The sequence below is a fragment of the Vibrio litoralis DSM 17657 genome, from assembly GCF_000426765.1.
In the GTDB taxonomy this organism is placed as follows: domain Bacteria; phylum Pseudomonadota; class Gammaproteobacteria; order Enterobacterales; family Vibrionaceae; genus Vibrio; species Vibrio litoralis.
On record NZ_KE384568.1, the window covers coordinates 24,877 to 40,515 of the forward strand.

General features: G+C 41.9%; 11 protein-coding genes. 6 read left to right on the forward strand and 5 right to left on the reverse strand.

Annotated elements, in window-relative coordinates; all coding sequences use genetic code 11:
• Positions 1-123: 123 nt before the first annotated feature.
• The 3 genes from gpsA to K358_RS0117080 form a co-directional block, all read right to left on the reverse strand.
• Complete coding sequence (gene gpsA / locus K358_RS0117070) at positions 124-1,146, reverse strand: NAD(P)H-dependent glycerol-3-phosphate dehydrogenase (protein ID WP_027697949.1); 1,023 nt, start codon at positions 1,144-1,146, stop codon at positions 124-126.
• A 346-nt stretch (positions 1,147-1,492) separates the two neighbouring features.
• Positions 1,493-1,954, reverse strand: coding sequence for a protein-export chaperone SecB (secB, locus tag K358_RS0117075; RefSeq protein ID WP_027697950.1), 462 nt, complete (start codon positions 1,952-1,954; stop codon positions 1,493-1,495).
• A gap of 112 nt (positions 1,955-2,066) precedes the next feature.
• Complete coding sequence (locus K358_RS0117080) at positions 2,067-2,522, reverse strand: rhodanese-like domain-containing protein (RefSeq protein ID WP_027697951.1); 456 nt, start codon at positions 2,520-2,522, stop codon at positions 2,067-2,069.
• A gap of 972 nt (positions 2,523-3,494) precedes the next feature.
• Here K358_RS0117080 and gpmM point away from each other — a divergent pair.
• From gpmM to K358_RS0117095, 3 genes are all read left to right on the forward strand, one after another.
• Positions 3,495-5,039 carry a 2,3-bisphosphoglycerate-independent phosphoglycerate mutase gene (gpmM, locus tag K358_RS0117085; protein ID WP_027697952.1) on the forward strand — a complete coding sequence of 515 codons (1,545 nt, stop codon included), beginning with the start codon at positions 3,495-3,497 and terminating at the stop codon, positions 5,037-5,039.
• 164 nt (positions 5,040-5,203) lie between these two features.
• A complete protein-coding gene (locus tag K358_RS0117090; RefSeq protein ID WP_083962866.1) occupies positions 5,204-6,358 on the forward strand; it encodes a murein hydrolase activator EnvC family protein in 1,155 nt (384 codons plus the stop codon).
• Positions 6,359-6,591: 233 nt separating this feature from the next.
• The gene (locus K358_RS0117095; protein WP_027697954.1) at positions 6,592-8,622 is read left to right on the forward strand and encodes a sensor domain-containing diguanylate cyclase; all 2,031 of its coding nucleotides are present in this window, start codon (positions 6,592-6,594) and stop codon (positions 8,620-8,622) included.
• 313 nt (positions 8,623-8,935) lie between these two features.
• Here the strand turns inward: K358_RS0117095 and K358_RS0117100 are convergent, their stop codons facing one another.
• Positions 8,936-9,901, reverse strand: coding sequence for a hypothetical protein (locus K358_RS0117100; RefSeq protein ID WP_027697955.1), 966 nt, complete (start codon positions 9,899-9,901; stop codon positions 8,936-8,938).
• A gap of 41 nt (positions 9,902-9,942) precedes the next feature.
• Positions 9,943-11,109 carry a nucleotide sugar dehydrogenase gene (locus K358_RS0117105; protein WP_027697956.1) on the reverse strand — a complete coding sequence of 389 codons (1,167 nt, stop codon included), beginning with the start codon at positions 11,107-11,109 and terminating at the stop codon, positions 9,943-9,945.
• 358 nt (positions 11,110-11,467) lie between these two features.
• On the opposite strand from K358_RS0117105, the gene K358_RS0117110 reads away from it, so the two are divergent.
• From K358_RS0117110 to K358_RS0117120, 3 genes are all read left to right on the forward strand, one after another.
• Positions 11,468-12,715, forward strand: a complete 1,248-nt coding sequence (locus K358_RS0117110) for a polysaccharide export protein (RefSeq protein WP_027697957.1) — start codon at positions 11,468-11,470, stop codon at positions 12,713-12,715.
• Between the two features lie 32 nt (positions 12,716-12,747).
• A complete protein-coding gene (locus K358_RS0117115) occupies positions 12,748-13,191 on the forward strand; it encodes an arsenate reductase/protein-tyrosine-phosphatase family protein (protein WP_027697958.1) in 444 nt (147 codons plus the stop codon).
• A gap of 84 nt (positions 13,192-13,275) precedes the next feature.
• Positions 13,276-15,462: a polysaccharide biosynthesis tyrosine autokinase gene (locus tag K358_RS0117120; protein ID WP_027697959.1), complete on the forward strand. Its 2,187-nt coding sequence runs from the start codon at positions 13,276-13,278 to the stop codon at positions 15,460-15,462.
• Positions 15,463-15,639 lie beyond the last annotated feature (177 nt).

Sequence of the window (15,639 nt, forward strand, 5' to 3'; positions counted from 1 at the left end):
AATATAGATCCTCGATGTCGCTTAGATTCTTCAAGGATGACGCCTTTTTGCGCCACTTATTTAAGCTTTTATCTTTTTCGAGTTACGAGAAGCAAAGCGCTTGAGAATCGAGCAACATTCGCTTTACCCTTCCGCTTTCTTCTGTCTCGCTAACAAATCTTGCGCTGCGAGACGGGCATCTTTTCCTTGATACAACACTTGATAAATTTGTTCAACAATCGGCATTTCAACGCCCATTCTGTCGGCTAATAGCCAAACTTCTTTGGTGTTTCGGTAACCTTCGACCACTTGGCCAATTTCAAGTTGTGCAGTATCGACATCTTTGCCTTTACCTAACGCTAAGCCAAAACGGCGGTTACGCGATTGGTTATCGGTACAAGTTAACACTAAGTCACCTAAGCCCGCCATTCCCATAAAGGTTTCAGGTTGAGCACCTAATGCTGCGCCTAAACGACACATTTCCGCAAGGCCACGAGTAATTAACGCGGTACGTGCATTAGCGCCAAATCCAATACCATCAGACATTCCTGCGCCAATCGCAATGACATTCTTCACCGCGCCACCGAGCTGCATACCAGTAAAGTCATTATTGGCATACACTCGAAGAGATTTACTGCAGTGAATGGTTTCTTGAAGATCTTTAACAAATTCCGCATCTGGTGAGGCGACCGCAATCGCAGTCGGCATGCCAGCCGCTAATTCTTTAGCAAATGTCGGTCCCGACAATACTGCAAGAGGAATTTGATCGCCGAGCACATCATGCGCGACATCTTTTAACAAACGTCCAGTCTCAGGCTCTAAACCTTTAGTTGCCCAGCAAATACGAGTATCACTACGTAAATGAGGCTTTAAGTTATTTAGTACGATACCAAATACATGACTCGGTACGACCACCAGCAAGTCTCGGCTCGCGGCAACCGCTTTCGACAAATCCGATTCAATAATCAATGACTCTGGAAAATCAATGCCAGGTAGAAACTCTTCATTAGAACGGTCTTGTTCTAAAGCCGCCATATGCGCAGGCTCATGCCCCCATAAAATCACTTTAGAGCCGTTACGTGCTAAAGCAATCGCTAACGAAGTACCGTATGACCCCGCACCGATCACTGTCATTACGACATCATTATTGGCAGTTGAATTTGTCATGGTGAGACCTTTAAATAGTTAATAGCGTTGCTCGAGCGCTTCGCTGTTCGTTACTCGTATGTCGAAAAAGACAAGAGCGATAACTTTGCTATTACACGCAACTCGTCATACGAAACAAGCTGCTTTTGCTGCATGTTACGTGAACGCTTCATCTGCGAGGAAAGATCATTCGAATCACGTTTAGCGCCAGCTGTTACACGCAGCTCGAAACACCTAACCCGATACAATCTCTCTTCGGCTTTCGAGAAGCGAAGCGACCTAGCTACGAGTAACGAGCCTGTAAGCACAAAGAGCGAGACACTGCTGTCTTCGCTCTTTTAGTTTAGCCTGAGATTAAAAAGCGATATTACGCTTCTTGTGGTGCTTGCTCAGCTTGTTGCTGTAGGTAGTTCATGAACAAAGCATCAAAGTTAACTGGCGCTAAGTTCAATTGTGGGAACGTACCTTTAACCACTAGGCTAGAAACCGTTTCACGAGCGTATGGGAATAGGATGTTCGGGCAGAATGCACCTAGACAATGTGCTAATTGGCCTTCTTCCATATTCTCAGCAGTAAAAATACCACCTTGTTGGATTTCACATAGGAAAGCCACTTCTTCAGCGTTTTTAACCGTAACCGTTAAACGAAGAACCACCTCATAAACATTTTCACCTAGCTCACGGCTTTGTGTGTCTAAGTCTAGCTTCACATCTGGTTCCCATTCTTTTTGGAACATTTGTGGTGCCGTTGGTGCTTCAAAAGAAAGATCTTTCAGGAAGATACGTTGAATAGTGAAGTTCTGTTGTTCTTGAGGTGCTGCTTCAGCCATGATGGAGTCATCCTTATTAATTAAAATTTTGTCGATTATCGAGCGCTTCGCTGCTTGAACGCTGCGCTTCTAGTGGCTCGAGTAACGAGAATCGAGCCATCGAGAACCGTGATTACTTCTTACCTTTCTTACTTGCTGGCTTATCAGAAACCAAAGGTAAGTTATTTTCATTCCAAGCCGTCATACCGTTTTTCAGCATATTCACTTTTTCAAAGCCGGCTTTGGCTAACAGGTTAGCACTTTCATGTGACGTTTGACCTGTCTTGCATACAACAATGATTGGGGTCGCTTTGTATTTTTCAATGCTAGTGATAGCACCAGATTTGATTTCAGATGGCAAAATGTGAACTGAGCCCGCAATATGACCACGTTTAAACTCATCGTTAGTACGAATATCAACCACAACACCATCTTCACGGTTAATAAGATTCGTTAATTCACTCGCACCGATTGTTTTATATTTAGAGGTTGATGACTTAAAGATAGTCGCGACGAGGGCAGCTAATACAGCAACCCAGACTAAAGACAAAATCATGTTCTGTTGAAAAAATTCGATATATTCTTGCATGCCCTACACTCATAAATGCACTAGCTGGGAACATCCACAGCCAAATATTAGAAAGGCCAGAGTATAACGGGCAAAGCGGCAAGAGGCGAGAGTAAAGGTGGAAAAGACGATTTGGATAACAAAAAACTGAAAAGAAGCTCCTAGTCCCTAGTTTACTAGTTCCTAGAAAGAGCGGTTTCGCGATCGCTTACTATTAATCGTAATGCACAAATCCCAACATAAAAACCGTCATTCCTGCCGAGCCTAAGCGAGAGCGGGAATCTACTCTCCACACGCGAAATATAGATCCTCGATGTCGCTCAGGCTCCTCAAGGATGACAATTAACCTTCAATACTCGCTGTTACGCATAACTCGTAGTACACAATCTCAACAAAAAAACGTCACTCCTGCCGAGCCTCAGCGAGAGCGGGAATCTACTCTCCACACGCGAAATATAGATCCTCGATGTCGCTCAGGCTCCTCAAGGATGACAATTAACCTTCAATACTCGCTGTTACGCATAACTCGTAGTACACAATCTCAACAAAAAAACGTCACTCCTGCCGAGCCTCAGCGAGAGCGGGAATCTACTCTCCACGAGCTGTAAACTATTACGGATTAAACGATTCGACACGCTTTTAATAGATCCCCTATCTTCTTCGCTTTGGCTCATGTAGGGGATGACGACACATTAAATTCCTAATTCACGCTTTCGCTTTTCCGAGCCACAAGAAGCGAAGCGCCCTAGCCACGAGAAACGAAACCGCCTTCCCACCTATCAAACCCATCGTTTAATTCGATTTTCATCTAGACTAATTATTAGGCATAATGCATCCATAGCTTGAAAATTAACACCAAATAAATGTGACACCAAAGGGATGAGTATCAGTTAAATTGATCTCCCCCTACAGTTTAGAGCGAAAAGTGTAGTAAAATTACGCTCAGATTAGATTCTAAATTAAAAGAGTTTTTAAATTAAACGAGGTTTGAACATGTCAAATAAGAAGCCAATGGCTCTAGTAATTCTTGATGGTTGGGGTTACCGCGAAGACAACAGCGACAACGCTATCGCAAATGCAAATACTCCTGTTTTAGATGGTTTATTTGCTACCCAACCAAACACCCTAATCTCTGCATCAGGTTTCGATGTTGGTCTACCTGACGGTCAAATGGGTAACTCTGAAGTTGGGCACACAAATATCGGCGCTGGCCGCGTGGTTTACCAAGACCTTACTCGTATTACTAAATCTATCGCTGATGGTGAATTCAAAGACACGCCAGCACTAGCCAACGCAATTGATAAAGCAGTAGCGGCTGGTAAAGCCGTTCACATCATGGGTCTTATGTCTCCAGGTGGCGTACACAGCCATGAAGACCACATCTATGCAGCAGTACAAATGGCTGCTGAGCGTGGTGCTAAAAAAGTTTACGTTCACGCTTTCCTTGATGGCCGTGATACTCCGCCACGTAGTGCGAAAAACTCTCTACAACGCTTCCAGGATTTATTTGCTGAATTGAACCTAGAAGAAGGCCGTATCGCTTCTCTTATCGGTCGTTACTACGCAATGGATCGTGATAACAACTGGGATCGCGTACAAAAATCTTACGACTTATTAACTCAAGCGAAAGCTGAATTCACTTTTGATTCTACAACCGCAGGTCTTGAAGCAGCTTACGCTCGTGATGAAAACGATGAGTTCGTTCAAGCAACAGAAATCCGTGCGGAAGGCCAAGCAAGTGCGGCTATCGTCGATGGCGATGCGGTGATCTTCATGAACTACCGTGCTGACCGTGCGCGTGAAATCACTCGTACTTTCGTACCTGATTTTAACGGCTTTGAGCGTGAAGTATTCCCAAGTATCGACTTTGTTATGCTGACTCAATACGCTGCAGATATTCCACTACTTTGCGCATTCCCACCAGCATCATTAGAAAACACTTATGGTGAGTGGCTATCAAAATGTGGCAAAACTCAGCTACGTATTTCTGAAACTGAAAAATACGCACACGTGACTTTCTTCTTCAATGGCGGTAAAGAAAACGAATTTGAAGGCGAAGAGCGCCAATTGGTTGCTTCTCCAAAAGTGGCGACTTACGACATGCAACCAGAAATGAGCGCACCTGAGCTAACTGACAAGCTTGTTGCGGCAATCAAATCTGGCAAGTTCGATGCTATCATTTGTAACTACCCGAATGGCGACATGGTTGGCCACACTGGTGTTTACGATGCAGCAGTAAAAGCGTGTGAAGCAGTTGATGAATGTATCGGTCGTGTGGTTGAAGCGATTAAAGAAGTCGATGGTCAGCTATTAATTACGGCCGACCACGGTAACGCAGAAATGATGATCGACCCTGAAACAGGCGGCGTTCACACTGCACACACAAGTCTTCCTGTTCCACTGGTTTACGTGGGCAATAAAGATCTTGAATTCAAACAAGGTGGTAAGCTGTCAGATCTAGCGCCAACCATGCTTGAATTAACTGGTATGGAAATCCCTGCAGAAATGACAGGTCAGGTTATTGTTAATCTAAAATAATCCCTATCAATTGCATGTTTGTCTGATATATCATAACGCTTCATCAGGCTTTCTATACAATTTGTACCCAAAGAATTGCCTTAATTTAGGCCTTCTTTTCAGGTATAGAACAAGGCTCATCAATACGGTGAGCCTCATTCTTGGGAAATGTTTCGTTTATGACAATGACTTCGTCAGTATCTCATTCAAGCGCCAGTTTACGTGTTTCGTTTTCTGGCGTTTTTATCTGCGCTCTACTTAGCTGTTTTTCTCTTTTCACCACTTCCGCTCATGCTGCATCAAAAGAAGAGTTAAAAGGCGTATCCGCTGAAATATCTCGCCAAACCTCATCGTTAAGCTCTCAGCAAAAAAAGCTCAACCAATTGCAAAGCGAACTAAAAAAACACGAAGTCGCCATCTCAAAACTCGGCCAAGAAATCCGCAGTAACGAGCGAGAACTATCGCAAGTTCAAGCCAACTTAACCGAATTAAAATCTCAAAAGCGTCAGCTAGAGCAAACCAAACAGCAGCAAACTGACACACTCGAGCAACTGATCAAAACTTACTACCTCACGAGTCGTAGCAATAACCTGCCACAAATTATTCAAGGCGGTGACGCAGAAAAGATGGATCGTATTAGCCAATACTTCCAACACTTAGCTCAAGCACGAACCGAAGCAATTGAAGCGCTAGCGAAAACACAAAGTGAATTAACCGAAAAAGAACGTCAACTTTCAGAAGAAGAAAATCGCCAGTCGACTCTGCTTGCTAACAAAAAAGCCAAGCGTGATGATTTGGTTAAAGCACAAAGCCAACGTAAAGGCACCGTTAATAAAATTCAAGGTAATATCCGTAGCAACCAAAGCAAACTGGCTGAACTACGTCGCAACGAAAACCGTCTAAAAGCCGAAATAGCCAAAGCGGCCAAACGTAACATTTCGCCAATGAATGGATTAGGATCATACCGAGGCAAACTTCCTTGGCCACTGAAAGGCAACATCCTGCATAACTACGGCACACCACAAAGCGGACAAATCACTTGGAAAGGTATCGTGATCAACGCCAAACAAGGCGAAGCAGTTAAAGCGGTACATTCAGGTAAAGTAGTATTTGCCGAGTGGCTACGTGGATACGGTTTAGTACTACTGATCGACCATGGTAAAGGCGACATGACCTTGTATGGCTATAACCAAACCTTGTTGAAGAAAGACGGTGATGTAGTTGCAGCAGGCGAAACCATCGCCCTTGCCGGTAACACCGGTGGTCAGTCACGACCTTCACTGTATTTTGAGATCCGCCGTAATAGTCAGGCGCAGAATCCGAGACGTTGGTTGAAGTAACACGGCCAAACCACATAGAGTAAAAACAATCTATCCGGTTGCTTTTTACTTTTTCACAATGATTCACATGGCAACATGGCCGTGGCATGAGCCAAACCAATCATGATTTTTACTCCCTCGTACCCTCTAAAATATTAACAGTCTGTGTATTAAGCGCTTCCATTTAAATATCACTCACTTATACTTAATCGTAATATTATGGAGCGACGAATTAATAAGGGAAATACCTCTTTATGCCCCAACTGAACACCACTCTTCCCCCTCTAGAAAATAGCAAGTTGGGCAATAAAAGAGCACTAAAAGCCACCGTTAAGCGATTCTCGCTAATTTTTGGTCTATTCACTCTTCTATGTCTGATTTTAGGTACCTATTGGTATCACTCATACACCAAAACTTTAGAAGAGAAGCTACTCGCGCAAGAGGAAGTGTTTGTCGCCACCACAACTCATTCATTGCAAAAAGAAATGCAAGTACAGCTGACCGTGCTGCAAATGACATCTAAATCCAAAGTGATTTCAGACTACTTCAAACCGGGCTCAAACAAAGACGCTTCGAATATCATTGGCCTCTTTTCAAACCTCACACGCGCTTTTCAGTATTATGGGCAAGTTCGCTTATTCGATTTATCAGGTAATGAACATATTCGAGTGAATTATCATCAAGGGGTTGCCACTCAAGTTCCTCAAGAACAACTACAAAACAAATCTAGCCGCTATTATTTTCAAGAAGCTTTAGCACTAAAACCTGGAGAGAGTTATATTTCTCAAATGGATTTAAATGTTGAGAATGGAAAAGTTGTCACACCTCACCAGCCAACACTCAGGTTTGCTACTAAAGTTTTAGATAATAATGGTAAAGCCGTTGCGATTCTTGTACTCAACTATTTAGCTCGAGATTTACTAGAAAATTTTCGCCACCAAACGAAGCTACGTATCAATGGTCAAAGCATGCTCATTGATAAGCAAGGTTATTGGCTAAGTAACCACGACAGAAGCAATGAATGGGGACTTAACCTAGGTCAACCCGATAATGACTTTAAACATCGCTATCCACTTGCATGGCCAGACATCTCCCAGAATAAGAGTGGGATCCTCAAAACCCCTAATGGTTTATTTCGCTATCAAGCTATTGAACCGTTAGATTTCAGCTCCATAGAAGGCCCTGCTATAAAAGAGTCCGAAGAACTTAAAATCCCTGTATCTAAACATTCAATTGCCAATACCGATTGGAAGCTGGTTATTTTTCTCCCCAATGAAACCATTCAAAAGCATTCTATTTTCTACAAACCGATCCCTCGAACCACCTTTACACTTTTGTATCTTTTTAGTGGCCTGATTATTTATCTACTAATCAGCAATTCCGAGCAAAAGAAATCTCGTCGAAAAATCAATAAAAAGATCAGCTCGGAGATGAAAGATTTATATGAAAATGCCCCCTGTGGCTACCATAGCTTAGATGCTAATGGGGTTGTTACTCGCATCAATCAAACTGAATTGAATTGGTTAGGCTATGAGAGACACGAGGTCATCGGGCAATCTTTTTCCAAGTTTCTAACCCCGGTTAGCCAACGTACCTTTACGGTATTTCTAGATAATCTTCTTAAATCAGAAGAAATCGATGGCATCATTTTGGAGGTACAAACCAAACAGGGAAGAACCTTCTTTGTATCGACATCGGCTGTGTCATTATTTAATGAAGGCCAATTTGCTATCGCGAGAACCTCCGCTTTTGATATTACCGAACGAATAGAGCTCGAAAAGCGCCTAGAGTATATCGCCCATACTGATGTATTAACTGGAATCAGTAACCGACGACACTTTTTCGAACGAGTGACTCCTATTTTCAAACGCCATTTGGCGACCCAAGAGCCATTATCATTGTTAATGATCGATATCGATCACTTTAAGCAAGTCAATGATGGGTATGGACATGATGTTGGCGATATGGTTTTGCAACAAATAAGCCTAACCATACAGCAGCATATAGGGGACAGCGATATATTTGCGCGCTTAGGCGGAGAGGAGTTTGTGATTGTCACAACAGATAATCAAGAGGCGGCACTAAAGCTAGCCGAAAACATTCGAAAAGTAGTCTCTGAGCAACCAATTGAAATTTCAGACAATGAGACATTAAGTGTTACTTTATCGATTGGAGCCGTAGCGATCACGCCAGATATATCGGATGTCGATGATATGCTCAAGAGAGCCGATATAGCCCTTTATCAAGCCAAAACTAGCGGTAGGAATAGGGTTGTTGCTTCGTGATTCGAATAGAAAGAAGGCCCTAGCTTCTGGTTCCTAGGAACCTAGGAACCTAGGAACCTAGGAAGAGCAACTTTAAGTTCGCTTTACTTATAACGCCAACTAAATAAACCGTCATCCTGAAAAGCGACGTAGGAGCGCAGTTCAGGATCTCCCTCCAAAAATTGAGATTCACGCGCTGTAGGAGATTCCAAACAGTTCGTCCCTCACTTTTGGAATGACGGGATGACTCTCGGTTCCAGAGTGAAGCTTCTTCGCACCCAGCTCTGCTCTTAGCTTTTCCACGAAACACGTCACTCGCAACCATCTTTTCATCTCAGCACTCAAATTTCTTCGCCATAATTTCAACAAACTTATCAACCAGACCAATTGGTAATGCATTAATCCCTGCGGCAGCGCGTCGGCCACCACCGGTTGCAAACTGATTACACACCTCATCCGCCCCTTCTCGACGATTTAATGGTGCGCGAACACTTACCGTATAATCTGTTTGGTTTTCATTAAGCGTTAACACTGCAAATGCCTTATCGGGATTTTGATTTGCTAATTGATTACCAAAATCACCACTGATGCGTCTCGCCCAAGCTGCGTTAGGTAATAAGAAAACTTCGTAATCTTCCGCTTCAAAAGTCGCTTTAATATCTTCAAGCTGTGCTAGATCTTGCTCGTAACCGGCTTTTAATTGATAAAAAACTGATGAAGTGTCATCCAATAACTCAAATGGATTGGTGTAAGTAAGTAGCGTTTGAAAAAGCTCAGCAGGAGCAATATGAAGATCGGCCAAGCTCGCGCCATAGCCATTGTAATTAATCAATGTGCCGAGTTCTTTTAGGAAGAAAGTTTGAGAGCTTGTTAAGCCACTTTGGTGCGATAAAGATATCGCGCGCTTTGTCATATTATCGCCAAAGGCACCGGCAATCGCCCAAGTTTGAAATTGACCTTTTAGATGTTGATTGATCAACAAACTGGTGCAAGTTTCAGCATCAAGATTGATTAAAGTAGTGAGGTATGGAGATTGGGGAATATCACCACTTTGATGGTGATCGCAATAAAAGGTAGGTACGCCCTGCTCTAATAGAGAAATTAAAGCAGAACGATTTTTATCAAGAGAGATATCAAGAACCATAAGCGAAGAAACATCCGTTTTTGCTGCCACTTGAGACAGCAGTTGAATATCCCGCTTTACACCGGTAATCAACTGACTATCTTTAGGCTCAGCAAGACGCAATTGCAACAAAGCAATAATGCCATCCGCATCACCATTAAACACATCGTAGTGCATAAAAATCCTTTTAAATGCGAATAGAAAGTAAAGTCCCTTTATTAATCCGCCCCAAACAAATCGCGGGTATAAACCTTCGCCTCAACATCGGCAAGCTCTTCAACCATACGGTTTGAGACAATCACATCCGAGATTTTTTTAAACTCATTCAAATCTCGGATCACGCGAGAGTGAAAGAAATCATCTTCTTTTAACACTGGCTCATACACTACCACTTCGATCCCTTTGGCTTTCAAGCGCTTCATAATGCCTTGAATACTTGAAGCTCGGAAGTTATCAGAGCCCGCTTTCATAATTAAACGATAAATGCCGACAACTTTTGGATCACGCTTCAAAATTGAATCTGCCACGAAGTCTTTACGAGTACGATTGGCATCGACAATGGCACCAATAATATTATTTGGTACAGAATCGTAGTTAGCAAGAAGCTGCTTAGTATCTTTTGGTAAACAGTAGCCACCATAGCCAAATGACGGGTTGTTGTAATGATTGCCAATACGAGGGTCTAACCCCACACCTTCGATAATTTGACGCGCATCCAAGCCGTTGGCTTCCGCATAAGAATCCAATTCATTAAAATAAGCAACTCGCAGAGCAAGATAAGTGTTAGAGAATAACTTCACCGCTTCCGCTTCGGTTGAATCGGTAAACAGCACATCGATATTTTGTTTAATCGCCCCTTCCACTAATAAGTTGGCAAATACTTTTGCACGCTCAGATTTCTCACCCACAATAATGCGAGATGGGTGCAAATTATCAAATAAAGCACGGCCTTCACGTAAAAACTCAGGCGAGAACAAAATATTGTCACATTCAAACTCTTGCTTAATATTCGCAGTATAACCCACAGGCACCGTCGATTTTATCACCATCACCGCATTTGGATTAATCGCCATAACATCACGAATCACCGCTTCAACTGATGATGTATTAAAGTAATTGGTTTGTGGATCGTAATCAGTAGGCGTCGCGATCACGACAAATTCTGCATCTTGATAGGCGGCTTGTTTATCTAACGTCGCGGTCAAGTTGAGGTCTTTTTCAGCAAGAAACTGTTCAATTTCAGCATCAGCAATTGGGGATTGCTTGTTATTTATCATCTCCACTTTTTCAGGGATGATATCAACCGCAACCACTTCATGGTGTTGGGATAAAAGAACAGCATTTGATAGGCCGACATAACCGGTACCTGCGATGGCAATTTTCATAATTTTTCTCAATCAATAAAGCGTTACGATGACCTTTAGGTTTACCCTAAATAAACCTAAAGGTACGTGATAAAGTCAATAATCACTATTCTATACCCAAGTAACTTCAAGATGCGAATTCCAGCAAGAATAAAGCTCGAACTACTGATAAAAAAATGTTACCGAATTGAAATAAAATTATCATTTGTTATTGAAATACATACACAATATCAATACATACTTGTAATGTATGTTTATTTATTGGATGAGTTCGAGTATCATTCGAAAACTTTAAATCCTAGTACTCCTTAGACCCCATTTAAAAGTCATAAGAACAGGTACAATACTGGTTGAACATTAAGAACCTACAATGGAATGTATGAAAATAACTAAAAGATCACTATCACTTCTCTTCGCTAGTATATTACTTTCAGGTTGTACCATGCCAGGCTCACACTTGAGCTTATCTGGGAAAAATGTCATCGACTCAAATCCTAGATCTGATTCAAACCAAGAGGGATCAGAAGATGATTTATCCAGCCGTGTCAGCGTGTATAAACTTTCACCCAATACTGTTATGGGGTTAAGAGCAACGCCCATATCTTCTCGTAGTAACCTTCAACTTGACGAACAAGTCGCGAAATACAAGTACTACATTGGCCCTGGTGATATTTTAAACATCACTATTTGGGATCACCCAGAACTGACAATTCCTGCGGGTTCATATCGTAGCTCCAGCGAATCGGGTAATTGGGTTCATTCTGATGGCACCATTTTCTATCCATACATTGGCACCGTTCATGTTGAAGGAAAGACGGTTACCGAGATTCGTGACGAAATTGCCAATCGATTAGCCAAGTACATCGAAAGCCCACAAGTTGATGTTAACGTTGCTGCTTTCCGCGCGCAAAAAGCCTATGTCACAGGTGAGATAAAACAACCCGGTCAGCAACCTATTACCAACGTACCTTTAACCATTTTAGATGCCATTAACCGCTCAGGCGGCTTAACCCCAGATGCTGATTGGCGTAACATCACTTTGACACGTCAAGGTCAGGGCCAGGAAGAAAGCATTTCTCTTTATGCGTTAATGCAACGCGGTGATTTGACCCAAAATCGACTTCTACGAAGTGGTGACATAATCCATGTCCCTCGTAACGACGGTCAAAAGGTCTTCGTGATGGGAGAAGTGAATAAACCGCAACTATTAAAAATTGATCGTTCAGGAATGAGCTTAACCGAAGCACTTAGTAGTGTAGGTGGAATTAATGAAATAGATGCTGATGCAACGGGTGTGTTTGTCATCCGCTCTGCCAAAAATGACAAACCAATCCCCCAGCAAGCAACCTCGGTGGAAAGCACACAGCCAAACAACACCGAAAAACAAAATACAAAGAATGGCGAACCGCAACAAAAACCACCAATCGCTAATGTTTATCAACTCGATATCAAAGATGCAACGGCACTAGTTCTTGGTACTGAATTTCAAATGCAGCCTTATGATATTGTGTATGTTACCGCCGCACCTATCACCCGTTGGAACCGTGTTATTATGAAACTATTACCAACCATTAATAGCTTCAACAACCTATCCGAAGGCTTGAATTATTACACTGATTTGAAGTGATTATCTAAACGTTGATAACATAAAGGCACAGCATGTTTGAAAAAATACTCGTTGTCTGTGTTGGTAATATTTGTCGCTCTCCAACAGGTGAGCGACTATTACAACAACACCTACCAAATAAGCATATTGAATCTGCAGGCATTGGGACAGAAAAAAGTGGGTTAACTGGCAAAGCCGCAGATAAAACCGCTAACGAATTGGCGTTATTGCATGGTATAGATTTATCGGGCCATCAAGCAAAACAGCTCACACCAACCCTTTGTCAAAATTATGATCTTATTCTTGTCATGGAAAAAGGACATATTGAAGCAGTATGCAAAATTGCTCCCGAAGCAAGAGGGAAAACCATGCTCTTTGGGCATTGGATGAATCAAACTGACATTCCCGATCCGTACATGAAAAGCCGGGAAGCTTTTGAACACGCATACACATTATTGGAGAAATCCACTCTAGCTTGGATGAAAAAGATCAAATAATCAGTCCTGACCGTTCGGTGGTTTTCATCGCAATCAAGATGTATCAGAGGCTCGTATTTTAACCTTAATAAGTAGTTGGAACAAATGAGTGTAAATAGCAGCACACAAAAATCAACAACACCTAATACTCACTCTAATAGTGATGTTATCGATTTGGGTAAGCTCTTTGGTATTCTCTTAGATCATAAGTGGATCATCATTCTTACTACTTTTATATTTGCCGTTCTTGGTGTGAGTTATGCCTTACTTGCCACCCCAATCTATAAAACCGACGCACTTATTCAAGTGGAACAAAAAAGCACCGGCATGCCTGCATTAAATAGCGAAATGACCGATCTTTTTAATGCAGAATCACCGGCGGCCACCGAAATTGAAATTCTAAAATCGCGTATGGTTTTAGGTGAAACCGTTGATAATCTAAACTTAACAACCGTCAGCAGCGCCAATCACTTTCCAATCATAGGTAAAGGCTTCGCCCGGTTATTTGGCGATACTCAACATATAAAAATCAGCCGCTTTGACGTTCCTGATAGCGCAGAGCCGCAAGCCTATACACTGGATATCATCAATCCAGAAGAAGGTTTATTCCGATTATCTAATGAAAATGAAGAGCCCATTTTAGAAGGTAAAGTAGGCGAATTGGCGAAAGGAAATGGTTACTCATTGTTTGTGCTTAATATAAAGGCCCAAGCTAATGATAGTTTTACGCTTTCTAAAATCAGCCGCCTTGATGCAATCCAAGACCTACAAAAAAATCTATCCGTTAGTGAACGAGGAAAGCAAACTGGCATTTTGCAGTTATCACTTACAGGCGAAAACCGTACTGATATTCAAGCTATTTTGAACGACATCAGCCAAAACTATTTTATGCAAAACGTTGAGAGAAATTCAGCAGAGGCAGAAAGTAGCTTAGCCTTTTTGAAAAAGCACCTACCGTCAGTCAAAGAAACACTGAACGATGCAGAAGATAAGTTAAATCATTACCGCCAAACCAATGAGTCTGTCGATCTTACGATGGAAGCTCAATCGACATTAAATGTCATGGTTTCTCTCGAGTCTCAGCTTAATGAATTAACCTTTAAAGAAAGTGATATCTCTAAGTTATACACCAAAAACCACCCAGCTTATCAATCTTTATTATCGAAACGACAAACCTTATTAGACGAAAAAGCTCGCTTAAATAAACGCATAGAAAAGCTACCTAAAACTCAGCGAGAAATTTTGCGTATGACTCGTGATGTAGAAGTTAACCAACAAATCTACGTTCAACTGTTAAACAAGGTACAAGAGCTTAATATTATTAAAGCCAGTACGGTCGGCAACGTTCGAATTATTGATGGGGCACAAAGTTTTTCTCAACCGGTTAAACCGAAAAAACCACTTATTGCAGTATTGGCTACCTTACTCGGTGGGATGCTATCTGTGGCGTTGGTACTACTAAAAACTGCCATGCACCGCGGTATTGAATCCGCTGAAGCGATTGAAGATATCGGTCTACCCGTTTATGCCTCGATACCACTTTCAGAGTGGCAAACCGATGTTGAAAAAAAACAAGAAAAAAGAAAACAACCTTTTCCTATCGAGCAATCTTTACTTGCCGTTGCTAATCCAGCAGACCTTTCTATTGAAGCTCTGAGAAGCCTGCGAACTAGCTTACATTTTGCTATGATGGAAGCTAAAAATAATATTTTAATGATTTCAGGGCCTAGCCCCTCACTAGGTAAGTCCTTTGTCTCAACCAACATGGCTGCGGTTATCGCGCAATCAAACCAAAAGACATTATTGATTGGTGCAGATATGCGTAAAGGGCATATCCATAAAACACTGAACTGCAATTTATCTCCCGGCCTATCCGATTACCTCAGTGGGGCATCTCGCCTTGAAGATATTATTCAACCATTACCTGTTGATAATTTAAGTTGTATTAGTCGAGGAGAGATCCCACCTAATCCATCAGAATTACTCATGCACCCACGCTTTAAGCAATTACTGGATTGGGCCTCTGAAAACTTTGACTTTGTTTTAATTGATACACCACCAATTTTAGCCGTCACTGATCCAGCCATTATTGGCCAACATGTAGGCACAACACTGATGGTTGGTCGCTTTGAAAAAACCACAGTGAAGGAAACTGAATTAGCACTACAGCGTTTCGAGCAAAATGGTATAGACGTGAAAGGCTTTATTCTTAACGCTATTGAGAAAAAAGCCGCCTCTGCTTATGGTGGTTATGGTTATTACCATTACGAATATAAAAACGAAAATTCCTAAAAAGCATAATATAATGCCCCTCAATATCAAATAAATACTGCGGGGCATCATTGTTATTACGCCTTCCAACCACCACGTTCGCATTCACACAAACTAGAAATATTAGCCAAACCATTCAAGTGTCAAATTATTGAAAACAAAACACCTTACAATACTTACAATTGCCTAACAAATACA